This window comes from Vibrio sp. SCP2 (assembly GCF_059295395.1).
This window is the reverse complement of sequence record NZ_JCAFVV010000011.1, coordinates 1-18,883: the sequence shown is the minus strand read 5'-3', so window position 1 is coordinate 18,883 and position 18,883 is coordinate 1. Positions and strand designations below refer to the sequence as shown.

Below are 18,883 nucleotides of genomic sequence, written 5' to 3'. Positions count from 1 at the left end.
TAAAAAGCTCTCCATCGATGGAGAGCTTTTTATTATTTGGAGGATTAATGAAGGTTTGAGCTAGTTTGTGCTTCTGAGCTTTCAGCAATTAAGCGAGATATACTCACCTTACTTTCCAATTTCTTCTGCTTTTTAATCAGCTTACGTTGCTTGTCAGCTAACTTGAGCAGTTTCTTCTGCTGTTTGTAGTGTTTCTTTATCGCTTTCTTTGCTTTCTTAAGCGATTTTTTGTCCTCTAAATCAAACATTTCACTGGCTACAGTTTCGGTTTGGCTAGATTGAAGTTGCGCTTTTTGCAGCAAGGCTTTCTCTTTCACCCTCTCAACCACTCTTCTGACGGCTTGCGCTTTTTGCTCTGAGGGGAGATTTACTTGAGTGTTAGGCAAGGCTTCTGCAAGTAAAGCGCAGCTCTGTTGTTGCTCTAACGGCTTGTTTTGACATGCTTGAGGTGGAATAGCAGCTGGCTTGCAAAGAGAGTCTTTAGAAGCAGACGAACGAGCACAGGAACGGCAAAGGTATTTAGGTTCAACCACCAAACGATGGATATCACCCAAATTTTCCGCAATTTGCTTGCGATTCATCTTACAGAAACGTTTAGCCACGCTACAACTCCAGCTAAGAATACGAATAGTTCTTAGTAAGATATACCTGCTTGATAGCGAATTAGCAAGGACAAAAATCGCACTATTGATACAGTGTTCGCTAAGTCATTGATGCATTAACATAAACATCAAAACGATTTTTTTTGGTCTCGATAGCCATCATAGGTTTTTGTTGATTGAGCCAGTCTGCATAGTCAGGCCTTTTCACCACCACCCTTTTAGTAGCAAGGGCTAAGGCGGGTTCCAACAGTCCATCAGCGTCGTGATCGGCACCGACTAAAGACTGAAAGACGCGCATCTCTTTTTTCACTAACGCGCTTTTTTTCTTGTTTTCAGGGTGCGGGTACATAGGATCGAGATAAACCACATCTGGTTTAACAAACTCAGGATCTTCAGCAAGTTGGCTCAGTGCATTGTGGCTAGATGCGTGAATCAATGACATCCGCTCGCTCACCCACACTCCGATTTCAGGGTCGCTTTTGGCTCGGGTTAGTCCGTCATCCAATAACGCTGCTACAACTGGATGACGCTCAACCATTTGAACTTTACAGCCTAATGAAGCCAATACAAAAGCGTCACGCCCAAGACCAGCCGTACCATCAAGTATCGTTGGTGTGGCACCTTTATTTAATCCGGCCGCTTTGGCGATCGCCTGACCTTTGCCACCACCAAATTTACGCCTGTGTGCAACTGCACCACTTGCTAAATCAACAAAGATAGCGCCTAGTTTTGGCTCATCCAACTTGCGTAACTCCAAACGCTGTTCAGTGAGCACAAGAGCAAATGGGCTGTCATCGCTATGAGTTAACTCCCAGCGTTGGGTTATCTGTTGAAAACGTTCAGATTGTGTTTGGTCTTCACATAGCAGTTGTAGTTGCACGCAATGTTCCTAGGGTATTGTCTCGACTCGGGCGCAGTTTACTGGATCTTGAGCCATTTCACTAAGCATTATGTTATGGCGTTAGCTCTGATACCAGCTCAGCAAGTGGTTTCGGTTTGCCAATCACGTAGCCCTGCGCATAATCGACTCCGAGCTCCATCAATTGCTCAATAATCTGAGCGTTTTCGACAAACTCAGCGACAGTTTGCTTGCCCATTTGACGAGCCAGATCGTTAATTGAACGCACCATTAAGTGGTCCATCTCGTTAGTGTCCATATCGCGGACAAAAATACCGTCAATTTTTACGATATCGACCGGAAGTTTTTTCAGGTAGCCAAATGAAGAAAGACCCGAGCCAAAATCGTCTAGCGCAATGCAGCAGCCCAGCGCTTTCAGTTGTCCAAAGAACTCTATCGCTTGATTCATGTTGCTCATGGCTGCCGTCTCGGTGATCTCAAGACAGATTTTCTCGCACGGCACTGAGCTCGATTTCAATTTCTCAAGCAAGTAAGCCGTAAACTCTTTATTGCCCATTGAGTGACCAGACAGATTTATCGAACACAGCCCCAGCAGCTCTAGCGCATGTGGGTGTTGTTCAAACCATTCTAAGGTCTGACTCACAACCTGCTTATCGATTAAATGGGCGATGTTGTAACGCTCAGAGGCCGGCATAAAGATACCCGGTGAAATATACTCACCATCCACGTTTCTGATTCGAACCAAAATTTCGAAGTGCATACCCTGCTCTTCACCCGTCAAGTCAAGAATTTGCTGAGCGAACAGCTCTAGTCTGTTATTGGCTAGGGCGTTGTGAACTAGGTTAACGCTTTCCATCTCTTGCTCACGACGACGTAGTTCTTGGTCATCAAGACAGTACATACTGTATCGATTTCGCCCTTCTTCCTTAGCAATATGACAAGCCGTATCCGCTTGAGCGTGAACCATTTGTGGCGAAGAGGCGGTATGGTCTATTAAGCGAATACCAATCGAGCAATTTAGGTTGAGCCTGATGTCTTCCCAGATAAAGGCATGTTCGCTTAAGGTATTAATGATGGTTGTTGCCAGTTTCTTAGCATCAACTTCGGTACAGTCTTTGAGAAGGATTGCGAATTCGTCTCCCCCCATGCGCGCCAATATCGTGTTGTAAGGCAATGTTTCTTCTAGCATGCTGGCACAGAACTGAATCGCAGCATCGCCCGCTTCATGACCTGCAGTGTCATTAAGCACTTTTAGCTGATCGAGGTCGATGTAAAGCATGGCATGCGTTCGAGTGTAGCTCTCTACTTCCCGCAGAGCCTTTTCTAATTCTGCTTCGAAGTAGTTGCGGCTGTAGGTACCGGTAAGCAAGTCATGCTGCGCTTGATATTGAAGCTGTTCCGAAAGCGCTTTAGTCTCAGTGACATCTTCACCAACTATCAGCAGGTGCCCAGATTCCGCCAAAGGACGAATGTTTTCTCGAACCCACACCGTGTGCCCATTAGCGTGACGATATTCGACCTCACGACGCCAAACCCCCTTTATGGCAAGCTTGGGTTGTAACAACACTTGCCGAGGTATTAGCGTTGCCTCATGGAAATAAAACTCTCTAAGCCGATGCCCCAACACTTCGTCAGCCGCATAACCTAACAACTGCTCGGCAAACTGATTCACTTGTTGAATGCGGTTTTGCTCATCAAGAGTCAGCATCATCACGGGTTGCTGATCATAGTAGTGACTGAGGTTAGCTTCACGTTGAAACAGGCGCTCCTCGGTAATCTTACGTGAGGTAATATCGCGAGCTTCCAGTAAGTATTGAGTGCCCTTATCGGGTATTGGAATCGGTTTAAGCGAAAGCTCTAGCACTATTGAGCCTTGATCTGAGTGCCAAATCTCTGCTTCAAACTGAGCCAACGTATCGTGCTCAGTGGTAAAAAACTGCTTCAACTGCTGTGACGCTTCCTGTTCCCAATGCCTATGCTGCCAGATGGGTCTATCTACACTAAAATTCTGGTCATAGAGCAAATCCTGCAGCTTGCTGTTGCTAGAAGTAATATGCCCATTGTCATCAAGAACGCCAATAAAGTGATAGCTTTGGTCAAACACCATCTCTATAAGTGTCTGGCTATCTTTTGCTAATTGCTCGCTGCGTTTGATACGGCTGAGGTAGTAAATGAGCCCCATGATAATCAAGGAAAGGAAAAGAACTACACTACCTACAATCTTAATTTCTTGTTGATAACGATCGGTAAAAGATTGTGGTTTATTGAAAATGACCGACGTCGCCTCCCCCTCGATACCTAAACCCCATTTGAGCACAGCTTGGTAGTCGAGTTTGATTTCCGGAATGCCCACTTCAACCCTAGGCAATGGTTTAGATTCTTCTTCCAGAACTTTCATCAACAGCTCAGCCGTTTGTTGACCGTGTTGGCGACCACTTTGAATCACTCCTCCAACCGTTCCAGATCCCAAGCCTAAATCATGCACCATATAGATTGGCGCAAGAGATAGTTGGTTCAGCTTCTCCCACTGAGCTTTAGTAGCAACAACAGAACCATCTCGCTCTCGGTAGTAGATCCAAAAAAGTACACTAGAACGACTATCCAGCAGTTGAACCATTTCTAATAGCTGATCAAACGTGTCTGGAATAAAGGAGATGATTTTGCTGTAGTAGTTTGGGTAATTCGATAAGAACTGACCAACTTGAGCGCGAACAGCGGCGCCTGTCACCGAGTGGTCACTGATAATGTAGATGGATTTAACTTCGGGTTGAATGCGCTCTATCAGCGAGATATTGCTATAGAGATCGATATCTTCAATAACTCCAGTCGCGTTTAAATCTCGGTGCATGTAAGGGGTGTAGTTATTGATGCCACCAAAGATAACTGGCGTATCACCAATCACATCAGCCAGTCTGTTCATTAGTATTAATGCATTATTGTCACTAACGACAATGGCTTTGAATTTTTCTTGTTCAAACTTGGTTTTATACAGTGAGTATAGCTGATCCAAATAAGCCTCACTCTGCATTCGTTTGGTATCTAGATAAAGTACCCGAGTAGAGATATAGGTGTTGCTAAGCTGATGTTCTAGACCACTCTGAAATGTATCTGTCCAAAAGAACCCTTGGTGATAAGAGTGGACCACTAACACATCTTTTTCATTTGCTCGCGCAACAAAGCTGACAACTAGCGCTAGTAGGAGGAGGCACAAACGCACTAAAATAGTCTCAAAATCAAAGGAATATAGATATAATTGTATCACCACTGGTGATAATTTGTACTTATTCCACTAAGTTAGGCTGATTTACAAGGACTTACATGCAGGCACACGGTATTAAACTTGATGACTTAGACAAAGCCATCTTAAAAACTTTAATGGAAGATGCTCGAACCCCTTATGCCGAAATGGCTAAGCAGTTTGAAGTCAGCCCGGCGACGATTCATGTACGAATCGAGAAAATGAAAGCTGGAGATATTATCCAAGGTACAGAGGTTATCGTTGATACGAAGAAACTCGGCTATGACGTATGCTGCTTTATCGGTATTAACCTCAATGCTGCACGAGACTATCATTCTGCACTGGAGAAGCTCAACGCTTTAGAAGAAGTTGTCGAAGCTTATTACACCACTGGAGCGTACAATATTTTCGTTAAGTTAATGTGCCGCTCCATTGAAGAGCTGCAATACGTTCTTATCGATAAGCTACAAGCGATTGATGAAGTGCAATCGACGGAAACCCTTATCTCTTTGCAAAACCCGATCAATCGTAACGTTAACCCATAAAAAAACTCGCCGTAGCGAGTTTTAGTATTTGTAAAAGCCTGACTATTTCGAGCTTAGGTAGTGCTTAAGATCATCAACTGAAATACCTTGCTCGGCGATCTCTTTCGCCAGCGACTCAATCTGCTCACCTTTACGTGAGTCAATCACTTGCTGAAACTGGTAAACCATATCACGCAGAATTGGCAATGGCACCTGTTTTGCGGCGCTGCGAATACGTTCACCACTTTGATTGCCTAATTCACTCAAAAGTTTACCAAACATGACCTTTTCTGGAGCCTCTTCTAGTTGCTCCAATAAACGAGCCATCTCGTATGTTGTCATTGACATCGTTGTGATTTATCCACAAAACTCGAAATAAGAAGCTCAAATATACATCGTTTGGTTAGATTATCAAGGCTTGTCAGTGCCTCTAAGCCATTGCGTGATGCCAGGTTTTCCCTGTTTTCGACCAAAGAATTGCTAACGCAGGAACAACGATCAGCATCAGCGTCGCAATCATCACTTGTGGCTCCATACCAATTCGCTGAACGGTGCCAACTACTAAGCCTGAACCACTCATCTGAAACAGTCCTAATAGTGCTGCTGCTGTACCGGCTTTATCACCAAAAGGCGCTAGAGCTTTGCCTGCAGCGGCACCCAGAATCCACGCAAAACCAATAGAAGACATAAAGATTGGCAACATGAAAGCAAAGGCCGTTGCTTGGTCTTTCATTGCCAACATAGTAATACCAGCAATCGCCAAAGTAATAATACCCACTGACAAAGCCTTGTGAGTACCAAACTTATCCATGAACTTAGGCGCACTCATACAAGCCACGATGTTAATTGCCGCATTGATACCAAACCACATAGTAAATTGATTCATCGACAAGCCTAAGTTTTCCATCAACACAACAGGCGCAGAAGTGACATAGCCGAGTATGACAGCCATTGCCAGCATGCATAACGTTGCATGGAAAAGGAAGGTAGGTGTTTTCACAACATCAAGATAACGGTTAAGCTTGAAAACGGGTTCTTTGCTCAGTTGCGGATTAGTCTCTTTTAGTCCCGTCCAAAGCATGACTAGAACCACTGCAGCAAATCCGGCCATAAAGCTAAAGTTAGAGCGCCAACCGAATTGCTGTGTTAACCAACTGCCTAAAATAGGAGCCAAGGCAGGAATGAAACAGATAGCACCATTGAGGTAGCTGATCATTTTGCCACTTTTCTGCGGCCCAAAGATATCGCGAACTGTTGCAAAGGCCGCTACCGATGTCGCGCACGCACCTAAGCCTTGTAGCAGTCGAGACATGAGCATCCACTCAATATTCTGAGCACTCCACGCCAATAAAGCGCTCACGGCATAGATACTCACGCCTCCCAATGCAACAGTTCGACGTCCTAGTTTGTCTGCTAAAGGGCCAGCAAACAGTTGCCCTACACCCATTGCAAACAAGAACCATGTAATTGTGTCTTGAGCTAGTGCATGTTCCACGTGGAACGTAGAAGAGATCATTGGTAGTGCTGGCAAGTATATGTCTATCGCTAATGGGCTAAATAGAACCAGCAGTGTTAACAACACTAACTGTGATTTACGTGGGGAACTTTCACTTACCGCTTGCACTTTGAACTCCGATGCACTTGATGAATTTGTCGATATTCTAAGCTAAACTAGATATGCCAACCAATGACGTATAGTCATTAATGTTATTCCCTTTGAGAATTTCTAATGAATATAGAAAAGCTAGCGCGCATCGATCTCAACTTATTGGTTTGTTTGCGTGTTTTAATCGAAGAACTCAACGTCACTCGCGCTGCGCACCGATTGTGCTTAAGCCAATCCGCTGTGAGCAAGAGTTTAGCCAAGCTAAGAACCCAGTTTGACGACCCTTTGTTTGTTCGCCATGCTCATGGCCTTAAACCGACACCTAAAGCGCTGTTTTTAAAACCTAAGCTAGAAGTCCTGATTAACCAACTAGAACAGCTGACTCAGCCAGAACAATTCTCGCCTAGCTCAAGTGACTATCGCTATCAGATTGCTGCGGTGGAGAGTGTTTACCCACTTATTCTCCCGCATTTTTTGCCGGAGATATTTAAGCGCGCTCCAGGAGTGACCATAAGCACTCACGCTTGGGCTGAAGAGACATTTAGGCAAATACAGCGTGGGGAAATTGACTTAGGCATTACTGGCAAAGACATTGATATAAATGATGCAAAGTTAACTATGCTGCCTCCTAGCGATATTTGTGAGCAAGAAATCTATCGCGATAACCAAATGTGCTTAGTCCGTAAGCAGCACCCTGCCCTAAATCAAAACTGGAACCTCGAAAACTATCTAACTCAACGTCACGTACAAGTCAGGTGTGACGGCAATGAACGCTGGCTATTAGATTATCGTCTGGCGGACATAGGTAAAGAACGTGATATCGCGATTACGGTGCCTGACTTTAACAGCGCAGCGAGCCTGTGCTCATACACCGACTTTGTCTTTACCGCACCGAGTCACTTCGTCAAACTCGCATCAAAACAACTCGATTTAGCTGTGCTACCACTGCCGATGGAGTTTCCTCCTATGGCTTACACTTTGTTCTGGCACAAAGACAGAGAAAATGACCCTGCTTTGTCTTGGCTACGACAAATTATCCGCGATAAAACCACTGCTCTTAGATAATTTGCAGGCTGACGGTAAAAAGAGTAGCTTATTCGCATCGTCCAATTTTAGTCACTCTCGTCGATATGGACGCCATAATAATATGAAGGATTAACATAGATGCTTACAACAACAGAACAGCGCCTAACCGCGATTCGTCACTGGATAGCGCAGAACAATATTGACGCCCTACTTATCCCACATGAAGACGAGTATTTGGGCGAATACGTACCAGCGCATAATGAGCGTTTACATTGGCTAACAGGTTTTACCGGTTCAGCTGGTGCTGCGGTAATCACCAAAGATAAAGCCGCTATTTTTGTTGATGGTCGCTACACGGTGCAAGTGACTAAGCAGGTACCTGCTGATCTGTTCGAATATCGTCACCTGATTGAAGAGCCTGCGCTAGATTGGATTAAAGACCAACTTGTAAATGGCGCATCTGTAGCCATCGACCCACGCATGCACAATTCTGCTTGGTTAGACATGGCACAAGCAAAACTTGCCGGCACACTCGAGTTAAAGATCCTCGACAACAACCCAATTGATGAGCTTTGGCACGACCGCCCTGCTCCTGTGGTTTCTGATGTTCGCCTAATGGCGACGGAAGCGGTCGGACAATCTAGTCAAAGTAAACGCCAAGAAATCGCGCAACTAGTTAAAAAGTCTGGCGCAGACAGCGCAGTGATTACCGCTCTTGATTCAGTTTGCTGGTTGCTTAACGTCCGCGGCCTTGACGTTTCACGACTACCCGTTTTGCTTTCTCACGCGATTCTTCATTCAGACTCAAGCGTAGAATTCTTCCTCGACCCAGCTCGCCTACCAGTAGAATTTGACGCGCACGTAGGGACAGGCTTAACGGTTCATCACCCTGAAGCTTTACAAGCGCGTTTAGAAACTTTAAACGGAAAGAAAGTACTAGTGGATCCGGCAACAAGCAACGCATGGTTTAAGCTAATTCTACAAAATGCAGGCGCAACTGTAGTTAGCAAAGCTGATCCATGCCTGATGCCAAAAGCGGCGAAGAACGCAATTGAAATCGCCGGCATGAAAGCATGTCATATCCGTGATGGCGTTGCGATGAGCAAATTCCTCTGCTGGCTCGATGCTGAGGTAGCCGCAGGTATCCTACATGACGAAGCAACCTTGTCAGATAAGCTGGAAGCATTTCGTAGTGAAGACCCAACTCTGATGGATCTTAGCTTCGATACGATTTCAGCAGCAGGTGGCAACGCAGCGATGTGCCACTACAACCACGAGAATCAACCAGAGCCAGGTCAGCTTGAATTGAACACGCTTTACCTTGTCGATTCGGGTGGTCAGTACCTAGATGGCACCACAGACATCACGCGCACAATCGCTATCGGTCAACCATCACAAGAGATGATTAAGCAATTCACACTTGCGCTAAAAGGTCATATCGGTGTTGCTCGCGCACGTTTCCCTAAAGGTACACGAGGTTACCAAATTGATACGCTCGCTCGTCAGCATCTATGGGCTGAAGGCTATGATTACGATCATGGTACCGGTCATGGTGTTGGTCACTTCCTCAGTGTTCACGAAGGACCGGCGAGTATTTCCAAGCGACAAATCGATGTTCCTTTAACTGAAGGCATGGTGTTATCGAACGAGCCAGGTTATTACCGCGCTGACGCATTTGGTATCCGCATCGAGAACCTAGAACTTGTTGTCGAAACGCCTACCAACGGCGATTTCCCTGTTCTGTCTTTTGAATCGCTTACACGCTGCCCAATCGACAAGCGTAACATCAATGTAGATATGCTGACTCGACCTGAGCTGGCTTGGTTGAATGACTATCATCAAAAAGTCTGGGATGAGATCAGCCCTCTAGTAGAAGGTGAAGTGAAGGATTGGCTGCGTCAGGCAACCTTACCACTTGCTCATGGCTAGAAACTGGATAACTGGATAACTGGATAACTGGATAACTGGATAACTGGATAACTGGATAACTGGATAACTGGATAAAAATAGAGGGCTGATGTAATGCATCAACCCTCTTTTTATTGCGTGTGTTTCACGTGAAACACTATTTTCAAGACAAGCCTGAATAAGCCGAGTGCCAATCTCGCCAAACCGGGTCAAACCCTTTTGCGCGAATCATATCTTCGACCGAACCTGCGCTTCGCTCATCACTGATCTCAAACTGCTCCAGTTCAACGTCATCCATCGCATAACCACCTGGCTGAGTTTTTGATGCAGCAGACATGGTTGTAATGCCCAAGGGTAAGACATTATCTCTAAACTTCGGAGACTCACGAGTAGATAGAGACAACTCAACTTCAGGATTCAACAAGCGGTATGCACAAATGAGTTGAACCAATTGTTTATCTGTCATCACCGACTTTGGCTGAAGCGCTCCCTCACAGGGACGCAATCGCGGGAACGAAATCGAGTAACGAGTTTGCCAATAGGTGCGCTCTAGATAATCCAGATGCGCCGCAACATAAAAGCAATCTGTTCGCCACTCTTCCAAACCTATTAAAGCACCAATTCCAATCTTATCAATGCCCGCTTTTGCCAATCGATCCGCGGTATCTAGTCGATATTCAAAGTCCATCTTGTTACCACGCAAGTGGTGCTCAGCATAGGTAGAAGGATGATAAGTTTCTTGATACACCATCACGGCATCCAAGCCTAAGGTCTTAAGTTCTGCATATTGGTCTTGATCGAGCGGTTGAACTTCCATCGCCAAATAGTTAAAGCGCTGCTTAATCATCGGCACCATCTCACGGAAATAGTTCATGCCAACTTTGGTTTCATGTTCGCCTGTTACCAGCAAAACGCTATCAAACTTCATTCGTTTAATCGCTTCCACTTCCGCAAACACTTCATCTTTGTTTAGGGTGCGACGCTTAATACGATTCTCCATTGAGAATCCACAATAAGTACAAGCATTGGCGCACAAGTTAGACAAGTACAGTGGAATATAGAGTGACATAGTATTGCCAAACCGTTTACGAGTTGCCGTGTAAGACAACTGAGCCATCTGCTCTAAATAGGGCTCAGCAGCAGGCGAAATCAATGCCTTAAAATCTTCCAGATCACGCTTGGGCTTATTCAATGCACGTTCAACATCTTGTGCTGTCTTGGCATAAATCGACATCGAAATGTCATCCCAATTGAGCTGCTTAAATTGTTCAACAAAGCTCATGTTATTCTCGCTTAGAACCTATAGCTCATCTAAAAATGAAGTCAGTGGACTCGATGCGACTGCGTGAGACACCTTACCAGCAAGACCCGCTTCATAAGCCATTCGCCCAGATTCAACCGCCATTTTAAATGCCTGTGCCATTGCAACTGGATCGCTAGATGCGGCGATAGCCGTATTAACAAGTACCGCATCGGCGCCCATTTCCATTGCACGCGCCGCATGTGAAGGCGCACCAATACCTGCGTCCACAACCACAGGAACATCAGCCTGGTCGATGATAATCTCTAGAAAGTCGTGAGAAACGATACCTTTATTTGAGCCTATTGGCGCCCCTAATGGCATAACTGCCGCACAGCCTACTTCTTCCAACCGCTTACACAACACAGGGTCTGCATGGCAATAAGGAAGTACGATAAACCCTTCGCGAACCAACTGCTCAGCAGCAGCTAGTGTTTCAATTGGGTCCGGCATTAAGTACTTAGGATCTGGGTGGATTTCTAATTTCAACCAGTTAGTTCCCAACGCTTCACGCGCGAGTTGCGCAGCAAACACAGCGTCCTTCGCATTCTTTGCACCAGAAGTGTTTGGTAACAAGTTTACGCCCGATTGCACTAGCGGCTTCAAAATATCATCTTGCTGATCGTTCACGTCGACACGCTTTAGCGCCATAGTTGCCAATTGAGAGCCTGAAGCTTGAATTGCTTGCGCCATTAATTGGCTATTAGCAAACTTTCCGGTTCCTGTGAACAGTCGTGATTCAAACTGTTTATCACCAATTTTAAGCATCGACTTTAACCCCCTGCGATAGCTTGAAACAAAGAGATACTATCTCCCTGCGAAAGTACTGTGCTCGCCCACTCACTGCGCGGCACAACATTGTTGTTAATTGCAAAAACACACCCGATTTCAGGCAGCTCAAACTGGTGAATGATTTGCTGTAGATTTGACGCACTGGCAACTTGATGTGATTGGTCGTTAATGACAATAGTGATCACATCGAGTTCTTCAGCAAGTGCTTGTGTTATTTGTTGTTCTGATAACGCCATTGCTTCTAACTCTCTTATTTCCAACCGTTACTTCAATTAGACCTATTGGTTGTTTTGCTCTCGTTAATTTGCACTCTGATCTTGAGCGCAAACTTGGCACTGTTGGTCTTTGCTAATCCCCATGGTTTGCCACTGCATTTTTAAGCCATCAAAAAGATGCAGCTTGGAGGTCTCGACATAAAACTGGCCAGTAGCGAGTTTTTGAATCGCCGCCAATGCTTGGTAATTACCAAGTGTGCCCACCACAGGGCCAACCACACCACTCTCACTGCATTTCTGCGTTTGTTGCAGCTCATCGAATGGATACAAACAGCGATAACAAGCCTTAGTTTCTTCTCCGTCAGCACGACTATTCGCTTGATAGTCAAAGACAGCAAATTGCCCTTGCCAGCCAATCGCGGCTGCAGATATCAGTGGCGTTTCTTGTTCAAAACAAACTTGGTTTATTAGCTGACGAGTTGGCATATTGTCAGTGCAGTCCAATACGACATCCGCCAGCATAACTTCAAGCTGCAACTGTGCCTTGTCGAGCCGCTTGTGAAGCGCTCGAACTTGGATCATGGAGTTAAGTTCTGAAAGCTGTTTAACCGTCGCTTCCGTTTTAGCAAGCTGGAGATCACGTTCACGATAGATGATCTGACGCTGTAAGTTACTACTATCGACCTCATCATCATCAACGACCACTAACTTACCGACCCCCGCCGACGCCAAATAGAGACTCGCAGCACTTCCAAGTCCGCCACAGCCAACAATCAACACGTGCGACTTGCTCAGCCTCTCCTGACCACTTTCAGCAATTTCTGGCAGAGCGACTTGACGCTGATAGCGGAGGAACTGCTGATCAGTGAGCATGTTGTTCTCTCTCTTCACTAGTTGCCGTAGAGATTGAATCAGTAAAATTTGACTGCCTTTCCTTCATCAACTGGGTGAAAAACTCAATCACAGGCTTAGGTGACTGCGCCAAAGTAATCGCTCTAACAACCGCCAAGCAAGAAACGCCGGTTTGCCAAACTTGGTCTGCGTTCGATTGGTCAATACCACCGATTGCAACCGTCGGATAACCGAGAGTCAAACCACTAGCACCCTCATGCGTGAAACCATAAGGAATGCTATCAATCAATTTTTGATATAGAGCTAAGCGCACTAAACCTTGTGGCTTCGATGGCATCTGCTTAGTGGTGGTTGGGAAGATATGTCCCAGCGCAATGTAGCTAGGGTGGATTTGCACAATACGAAGCAGCTCATAATAGCCATGGGTAGAAAGGCCTAAACGAATGCCAGCTTTGGTTAGCTGAGCCAAGTTTGACTCTTCTATATCTTCTTGCCCAAGATGAACACCAAAGGCACCATGCTTGATCGCTAACTGCCAGTAGTCATTGATAAACACTTGCGCTTGGTACTGGCGACCGAGTTCAATCGCTCGAATGATCTGTTGTTCTAAATCGGCTTGTTGCGGGTTCTTAATTCGCAGTTGAATGGTGTTGATACCTAATGGCAGTAAGCGCTCAATCCAAGCAACATCATCAACCACTGGGTAAAGCCCTAAACTCTGCTTAGTTAAGTTAGCAAAGCTGACACTCTCCCCTTGCGCAGACCACCCAACTTGTATGCCCAGTCGGCTATCTTCTAATACGGGGGTTGGGAAATCATTGAAATGCTCAGCCCACTGAGTCAATGATTTCTCATTCAACACTGTTTCACGTGAAACATTCGTTTGTTGAGTTGTCATTCCTCGTGCGAGTGTTAACGCATCTTCGATAGGAAAATCGAGTACACTCAACACGACTATCCAAGCAAAGTGATACTCAGGCTCAAATACAGAATTGAGTTTAGACTTAATGGAAAGCGCTCTCACTTCATCGTTAATGGGATGACGCCAAACATCGAGCTGAAGAACTTCATCCTTTTTATCAAGAGCCAAACCATCAGCAATGCCAATATAAATGGCATTAGATGATTGCTCTGCACAGGCTTCTACCGACAACCCTGAACGATAATAAAGTGCAAATGTGTATTCTGACTCATAGTCGTACCCATCAATGAGATCGGTAGCGACATGTGTAATTTGTTGGTCGCGAACAAGCTGAACAGACTGAGTTGGGCTCACACCCAACTCAACCTCTTCGATACAAAAGCCCTGCTCTTTCGCCAACAACAAACATTGCTGAACTATGCCTGTTAGCTCAATCAATGATGACGGAATTAGGATTTTGCTCATTAGTCACTAACCTCTGCATGAGCTGCTGGGTGGTATAGCTCAGAACCTGTCTCTCGGAACTCCTGCGATTTTTGACGCATACCTTCAAGTGGATCGTCGAGCATTTTAATCGAGATAGCTTTGTCCGCCGCTACCTGTTCAGTATCCTTCGCGTACTCGCGAACCTCTTGTGAAATCTTCATTGAACAGAACTTAGGTCCACACATTGAGCAGAAGTGTGCAACCTTTCCAGACTCTTGAGGTAGAGTTTCATCGTGGTAAGCTCGTGCGGTGTCAGGGTCTAGCGATAGGTTAAATTGGTCTTCCCAACGGAATTCAAAACGCGCTTTAGAAAGCGCATTATCACGGACTTGAGCACCAGGGTGACCTTTGGCTAAGTCGGCCGCATGTGCTGCGAGCTTATAGGTGATCATACCTACCTTAACGTCTTCTTTATTCGGTAAGCCAAGGTGCTCTTTTGGTGTAACGTAACAAAGCATCGCACAGCCATACCAACCAATCATCGCGGCACCAATACCTGAAGTGATATGATCATAGCCCGGCGCAACATCGGTTGTCAGTGGGCCAAGGGTGTAAAACGGCGCTTCATGACAGTGCTCTAGCTGCTCTTCCATGTTCTCTTTGATCATATGCATCGGAATATGGCCAGGTCCTTCAATAATGACCTGTACGTCATATTCCCAAGCAATCTTGGTTAGTTCACCAAGAGTACGAAGCTCAGCGAATTGCGCTTCGTCGTTCGCATCAGCTACTGAGCCAGGACGTAATCCATCGCCAAGAGAAAGCGCCACGTCATACTTGGCACAGATTTCACATATCTCGCGGAAATGAGTATATAAGAAGCTTTCCTGATGATGCGCTAAACACCATTTAGCGATAATAGAACCACCACGAGAAACAATGCCAGTCACACGTTTTGCCGTCATAGGTACATAGCGAAGCAGTAAACCTGCGTGAATAGTGAAGTAATCGACGCCCTGCTCTGCTTGCTCAATCAGAGTATCGCGCATCACTTCCCAGTTGAGGTTTTCCGCAATGCCGTTAACTTTTTCAAGCGCTTGGTACATTGGCACAGTACCGATCGGCACTGGACTGTTACGTAGAATCCACTCACGAGTTTCGTGAATATTGCGGCCAGTAGACAGGTCCATAACAGTATCGCCACCCCAGCGAGTCGCCCATACTAGCTTCTCAACCTCTTCCTCAATTGAAGATGTCACTGATGAATTACCGATATTAGCGTTTACTTTAACTAAGAAGTTACGCCCAATAATCATTGGTTCAGATTCTGGGTGGTTAATATTGGAAGGGATAATCGCTCGACCTTCTGCGACTTCTTTACGAACAAATTCTGCAGTAATGTCTTTGGGTAAGTTGGCCCCAAAGCTTTGACCAGGGTGCTGTTGATTCAACACCTCATCGCGATATTGAGCGCGCCCCATGTTTTCACGTAAGGCGATGTATTCCATCTCAGGGGTAACAAGACCCTTGCGCGCATAGTGAAGCTGGGTGACACACTGACCATCTTTAGCACGTCTAATTCGTGGCAAATTGCCATAACGTAGCTCATCAAGCGTCTCGTCTTCTAAACGCTCCTTGGTGTATACCGAGCTAACATCGTCGAGTAATTCAGTATCGGCACGTTCTTCAATCCACCCTTCTCTTAGCTTTGGTAGACCGCTGTAAAGGTCAATTGTGTGTTCTGGGTCAGTGTATACACCAGAAGTATCGTAAACACGTACAGGCTCATTAGGTTCGAAAATAGGCGCTTCTTTTGTGCCTCCAATAAGACTATCCGCGAGTGAGATTTCTCGCATAGGCACACGAATATCTGGGCGTGAACCCTCTACATAGACTTTGCTTGAATTTGGGTACGGCTGTACCGAAAGTGTATCAATGAACTGTTTTGCTTCCAGTCTCGCTTGTTTGCGACTCGACATAGCATTTTTCCTTGCTTTGTTATTCTTAGATAAAAAGTAATGGGATAAAAATGCTTGGCGGAAAGATGCGACAAGAGGAATCGAATTATGACCTTATTAGTGTGCACTAATGGTATATAACAACATTCGACTATTTGATAGGTAACCAGACAGAACTCTGGTGTAGATATCTTCTCTTGTTCCCTTCGCAGATTTTAATCTGATCAGGTTCAACGGATCCCGAATTAACGGTCTCAGCCTTATGGCACTCCGACAAGTAATTGCAGTATATAAAAACGGCTTGGGTAAACCAAGCCGTGATGAACAATAATTAGCTAAATTTTAACCAACATTAGCTCTTGATGAGTATTTGAAAACCAATCCATGCAGCAGAAATACTTAAAAAGACATTCAACAACACATTCAAACCCATCTTAAAAAAAGCGCCTTGCTGCATTAGAAGCACATTATCCATAGAGAACGTAGAGAAGGTGGTGAGTGCCCCAAGAAAACCCAACCCGATAATTTGGCGCCATGGTTCGGTAGCAAGCATCTCATTTTCGAAAGCCGCAATAAGCAAGCCCATAATGAAAGAACCGACCACGTTAACAGTTAGCGTACCGTATGGAAAACCACGCCCAAGAAGCACAACACAAAGCTCTGAAACAAGATAACGAGAGCATGCTCCAAATGCACCACCGAGTGCGATAAAACCCAATATTGAAAACTGACCCATAATTCCTCCAATTTACTGGGTGTATTGTAGCCAAAATACACGCTCGCGGAAGATCATAAATTAAGATTTAGCCATTGCTAACTGCAAACATTTGAAAAGTTACAGGAGTCACTTTACTTCAATATACCCCATTAATCCGGTTTTCATATGCTCGATCACATGACAGTGATACATCCAGCGCCCTGGATTATCCGCCACGAACGCTGCGATAGCCGTACCGTTTTTGCCTAGTAAAACAGTGTCTGTGTGGAAAGGCTGTTCGACCTTTTTACCATTGAGCTCCAAAACTGTGAATGTATGACCATGGATATGAATTGGATGATGATACTGAGTGACGTTCTTGAGAGAGAAAATATAAGTTTTACCCAGTTGTAACGAAGCGAGTGGAGCGGGGATATTATCTTTCGACATCCCTTCCCAAGCCCGTTTGTTGGTTAACCAAAACTTAGGAACCGACTTACCATCTTTTCCAACCGGTGAAATTGCCCCTTCCCATTCAAATACAAAATCAATTTTCTCCGCATTGACCAAATCAAGATCAGGCACAGGATTAAGAGGAAGTTGAGGGCTCGGCCTATGATCGGAAAGATCAGACCTGATCGCTTCAAACTCACACAGAGGAAACGGAAATCTACCCTTCATATATCGGACATAAACGGACTCTCCTTGCTTCGGAGCGATTAAGGCAAGGTCAACCCTCATACCCGGGCCAATTTTATGTTGAGAGAGCTTATAGGGAGCTTTAATCGGGTTACCATCGATGGCTATCACCCATGCTTCGGCCCCTTCAATAGCAATTGGATAGGTAATCGTATTGTCGACGTTGGCGATACGCAGCCGGGTAGTGGCATTTTCCTTTAATTGATACTTAGGCTCATGTACACCATTGACGCTACTCCACTCTCCGGGGGTTCCCATTCTCGCGCTAAGACGAGGAATCATTAATTCTTTCCACGCCCCCTGCTTATCGAGGTGCCAGTGCTTAAGCATCAACTCATGTTCTTCATCAAACTCTACTGGAATCGCTTCTTCGACGATGATCAGCCCTACCAACCCCATACCGAGTTGTTTGACGCTATTCATATGCGGGTGATACCAGAAGGTACCCGCATCAGGTGGGGTAAAACGATACTCGAACGTTTCACCCGGCATGATTGGCGCTTGGCTTAAGAATGGTACACCGTCCATTTCTATTGGAATTCTTAACCCATGCCAGTGAATTGTGGTTGGCTCTGAAAGCTTATTGGTAAATCTGATCGTGACTTCTTGTCCTTGACGACAACGAATCGTTGGGGCTGGAATCTCACCGTTAAATCCAAGTACATTCGTTGTATAACCAGGTACTAGTTCAGCCGTTGCTGGCTCTGCGGTGAGCTCATAAACGAACTCACCCTTATCACTCTTAGCACGAGTTAGAGTACATGCAGGCAAAACGCTTAATGCTGAAACAGCTAATCCTGTTTTAATAAAGTGGCGACGAGAAATATCCATAAACTAACGACTATTGAGTAAACAAGTTACCAAATGTAACAGATAGTAAGAACAATTCTCAACAAGGAAGCGAGTTTGAGAGCTAGGGGTGAAGTACTCGCCTTTAGAAAAACAAAAAGGCCCTAGCATTTCTGCTAGAGCCTTGAATATGGCAGGGGTGGAGAGATTCGAACTCCCAACACGCGGATTTGGAATCCGCTGCTCTGCCAATTGGAGCTACACCCCTAAATTTTTCCACAATCAGATTCGAACTGGAGATACTTACCTGTAGAATCTTTCAAATTGTAGATTCGAAAAAACCTCGCCATAGCGAGGTTTCGAAATAAGTGGCGGAGCGGACGGGACTCGAACCCGCGACCCCCGGCGTGACAGGCCGGTATTCTAACCAACTGAACTACCGCTCCGCACTGGTTAGACTTAAAGTCTAA

At 45.4% G+C, this 18,883-nt stretch carries 16 protein-coding genes, 2 tRNA genes and 1 riboswitch; of the genes, 3 read left to right on the top strand and 15 right to left on the bottom strand.

Annotation, left to right across the window (positions count from 1 at the left end):
• Positions 1 to 44 precede the first annotated feature (44 nt).
• The 3 genes from AC5O63_RS19955 to AC5O63_RS19945 form a co-directional block, all read right to left on the bottom strand.
• Positions 45 to 602 (bottom strand): hypothetical protein, encoded by a 558-nt coding sequence (locus AC5O63_RS19955; protein WP_494506048.1) that lies wholly within the window; start codon positions 600 to 602, stop codon positions 45 to 47.
• A gap of 100 nt (positions 603 to 702) precedes the next feature.
• Positions 703 to 1,482, bottom strand: coding sequence for a class I SAM-dependent methyltransferase (locus AC5O63_RS19950; protein WP_494506047.1), 780 nt, complete (start codon positions 1,480 to 1,482; stop codon positions 703 to 705).
• A 73-nt stretch (positions 1,483 to 1,555) separates the two neighbouring features.
• The gene (locus AC5O63_RS19945) at positions 1,556 to 4,678 is read right to left on the bottom strand and encodes an EAL domain-containing protein (protein ID WP_494506046.1); all 3,123 of its coding nucleotides are present in this window, start codon (positions 4,676 to 4,678) and stop codon (positions 1,556 to 1,558) included.
• Between the two features lie 101 nt (positions 4,679 to 4,779).
• Between AC5O63_RS19945 and asnC the strand changes: the two genes are divergently transcribed.
• Positions 4,780 to 5,244 carry a transcriptional regulator AsnC gene (gene asnC / locus AC5O63_RS19940; protein WP_004745358.1) on the top strand — a complete coding sequence of 155 codons (465 nt, stop codon included), beginning with the start codon at positions 4,780 to 4,782 and terminating at the stop codon, positions 5,242 to 5,244.
• A gap of 42 nt (positions 5,245 to 5,286) precedes the next feature.
• On the opposite strand, the gene tsrA is transcribed toward asnC, so the two are convergent.
• Both tsrA and AC5O63_RS19930 read right to left on the bottom strand, forming a co-directional pair.
• Positions 5,287 to 5,571, bottom strand: coding sequence for an H-NS-like global regulator TsrA (gene tsrA / locus AC5O63_RS19935; protein WP_004745357.1), 285 nt, complete (start codon positions 5,569 to 5,571; stop codon positions 5,287 to 5,289).
• An 82-nt stretch (positions 5,572 to 5,653) separates the two neighbouring features.
• Complete coding sequence (locus tag AC5O63_RS19930; protein WP_494506045.1) at positions 5,654 to 6,847, bottom strand: multidrug effflux MFS transporter; 1,194 nt, start codon at positions 6,845 to 6,847, stop codon at positions 5,654 to 5,656.
• Between the two features lie 105 nt (positions 6,848 to 6,952).
• On the opposite strand from AC5O63_RS19930, the gene AC5O63_RS19925 reads away from it, so the two are divergent.
• Both AC5O63_RS19925 and AC5O63_RS19920 read left to right on the top strand, forming a co-directional pair.
• Positions 6,953 to 7,894, top strand: coding sequence for a LysR family transcriptional regulator (locus tag AC5O63_RS19925; RefSeq protein WP_494506044.1), 942 nt, complete (start codon positions 6,953 to 6,955; stop codon positions 7,892 to 7,894).
• 99 nt (positions 7,895 to 7,993) lie between these two features.
• The gene (locus AC5O63_RS19920) at positions 7,994 to 9,784 is read left to right on the top strand and encodes an aminopeptidase P family protein (RefSeq protein WP_494506043.1); all 1,791 of its coding nucleotides are present in this window, start codon (positions 7,994 to 7,996) and stop codon (positions 9,782 to 9,784) included.
• 142 nt (positions 9,785 to 9,926) lie between these two features.
• Here the strand turns inward: AC5O63_RS19920 and thiH are convergent, their stop codons facing one another.
• From thiH to AC5O63_RS19870, 10 genes are all read right to left on the bottom strand, one after another.
• On the bottom strand, positions 9,927 to 11,045 hold the full coding sequence (thiH, locus tag AC5O63_RS19915; RefSeq protein WP_494506042.1) for a 2-iminoacetate synthase ThiH: 1,119 nt from the start codon (positions 11,043 to 11,045) through the stop codon (positions 9,927 to 9,929).
• An 18-nt stretch (positions 11,046 to 11,063) separates the two neighbouring features.
• Complete coding sequence (locus AC5O63_RS19910; RefSeq protein ID WP_494506041.1) at positions 11,064 to 11,831, bottom strand: thiazole synthase; 768 nt, start codon at positions 11,829 to 11,831, stop codon at positions 11,064 to 11,066.
• A 5-nt stretch (positions 11,832 to 11,836) separates the two neighbouring features.
• Positions 11,837 to 12,091, bottom strand: coding sequence for a sulfur carrier protein ThiS (gene thiS / locus AC5O63_RS19905; protein ID WP_494506040.1), 255 nt, complete (start codon positions 12,089 to 12,091; stop codon positions 11,837 to 11,839).
• Positions 12,092 to 12,154: 63 nt separating this feature from the next.
• The gene (gene thiF / locus AC5O63_RS19900) at positions 12,155 to 12,943 is read right to left on the bottom strand and encodes a thiazole biosynthesis adenylyltransferase ThiF (protein WP_494506039.1); all 789 of its coding nucleotides are present in this window, start codon (positions 12,941 to 12,943) and stop codon (positions 12,155 to 12,157) included.
• Positions 12,933 to 14,309, bottom strand: a complete 1,377-nt coding sequence (locus AC5O63_RS19895) for a thiamine phosphate synthase (protein WP_494506038.1) — start codon at positions 14,307 to 14,309, stop codon at positions 12,933 to 12,935. The genes thiF and AC5O63_RS19895 overlap by 11 nt, the downstream gene beginning before the upstream one ends.
• A complete protein-coding gene (thiC, locus tag AC5O63_RS19890) occupies positions 14,309 to 16,249 on the bottom strand; it encodes a phosphomethylpyrimidine synthase ThiC (protein ID WP_494506037.1) in 1,941 nt (646 codons plus the stop codon). The genes AC5O63_RS19895 and thiC overlap by 1 nt, the downstream gene beginning before the upstream one ends.
• 163 nt (positions 16,250 to 16,412) lie before the next feature.
• Positions 16,413 to 16,511: riboswitch (TPP riboswitch) on the bottom strand.
• A gap of 69 nt (positions 16,512 to 16,580) precedes the next feature.
• Positions 16,581 to 16,964, bottom strand: coding sequence for a fluoride efflux transporter CrcB (gene crcB / locus AC5O63_RS19885; protein WP_367937396.1), 384 nt, complete (start codon positions 16,962 to 16,964; stop codon positions 16,581 to 16,583).
• Between the two features lie 108 nt (positions 16,965 to 17,072).
• Complete coding sequence (locus AC5O63_RS19880; protein WP_494506036.1) at positions 17,073 to 18,455, bottom strand: multicopper oxidase domain-containing protein; 1,383 nt, start codon at positions 18,453 to 18,455, stop codon at positions 17,073 to 17,075.
• Positions 18,456 to 18,604: 149 nt separating this feature from the next.
• Positions 18,605 to 18,681: transfer RNA gene (locus AC5O63_RS19875), tRNA-Trp, on the bottom strand.
• Between the two features lie 101 nt (positions 18,682 to 18,782).
• A tRNA-Asp gene (locus AC5O63_RS19870) sits at positions 18,783 to 18,859 on the bottom strand.
• Positions 18,860 to 18,883 lie beyond the last annotated feature (24 nt).

Excerpts from the sequence above, each read along its gene's own strand:
- AC5O63_RS19925 (WP_494506044.1), top strand. The coding sequence starts at position 6,953 with ATGAATATAGAAAAGCTAGCGCGCATCGATCTCAACTTATTGGTTTGT.
- AC5O63_RS19920 (WP_494506043.1), top strand. The coding sequence starts at position 7,994 with ATGCTTACAACAACAGAACAGCGCCTAACCGCGATTCGTCACTGGATA.
- tsrA (WP_004745357.1), bottom strand. The coding sequence starts at position 5,571 with ATGTCAATGACAACATACGAGATGGCTCGTTTATTGGAGCAACTAGAA.
- thiC (WP_494506037.1), bottom strand. The coding sequence starts at position 16,249 with ATGTCGAGTCGCAAACAAGCGAGACTGGAAGCAAAACAGTTCATTGAT.
- AC5O63_RS19880 (WP_494506036.1), bottom strand. The coding sequence starts at position 18,455 with ATGGATATTTCTCGTCGCCACTTTATTAAAACAGGATTAGCTGTTTCA.
- asnC (WP_004745358.1), top strand. The coding sequence starts at position 4,780 with ATGCAGGCACACGGTATTAAACTTGATGACTTAGACAAAGCCATCTTA.
- crcB (WP_367937396.1), bottom strand. The coding sequence starts at position 16,964 with ATGGGTCAGTTTTCAATATTGGGTTTTATCGCACTCGGTGGTGCATTT.
- thiF (WP_494506039.1), bottom strand. The coding sequence starts at position 12,943 with ATGCTCACTGATCAGCAGTTCCTCCGCTATCAGCGTCAAGTCGCTCTG.
- AC5O63_RS19895 (WP_494506038.1), bottom strand. The coding sequence starts at position 14,309 with ATGAGCAAAATCCTAATTCCGTCATCATTGATTGAGCTAACAGGCATA.
- AC5O63_RS19910 (WP_494506041.1), bottom strand. The coding sequence starts at position 11,831 with ATGCTTAAAATTGGTGATAAACAGTTTGAATCACGACTGTTCACAGGA.
- thiS (WP_494506040.1), bottom strand. The coding sequence starts at position 12,091 with ATGGCGTTATCAGAACAACAAATAACACAAGCACTTGCTGAAGAACTC.
- thiH (WP_494506042.1), bottom strand. The coding sequence starts at position 11,045 with ATGAGCTTTGTTGAACAATTTAAGCAGCTCAATTGGGATGACATTTCG.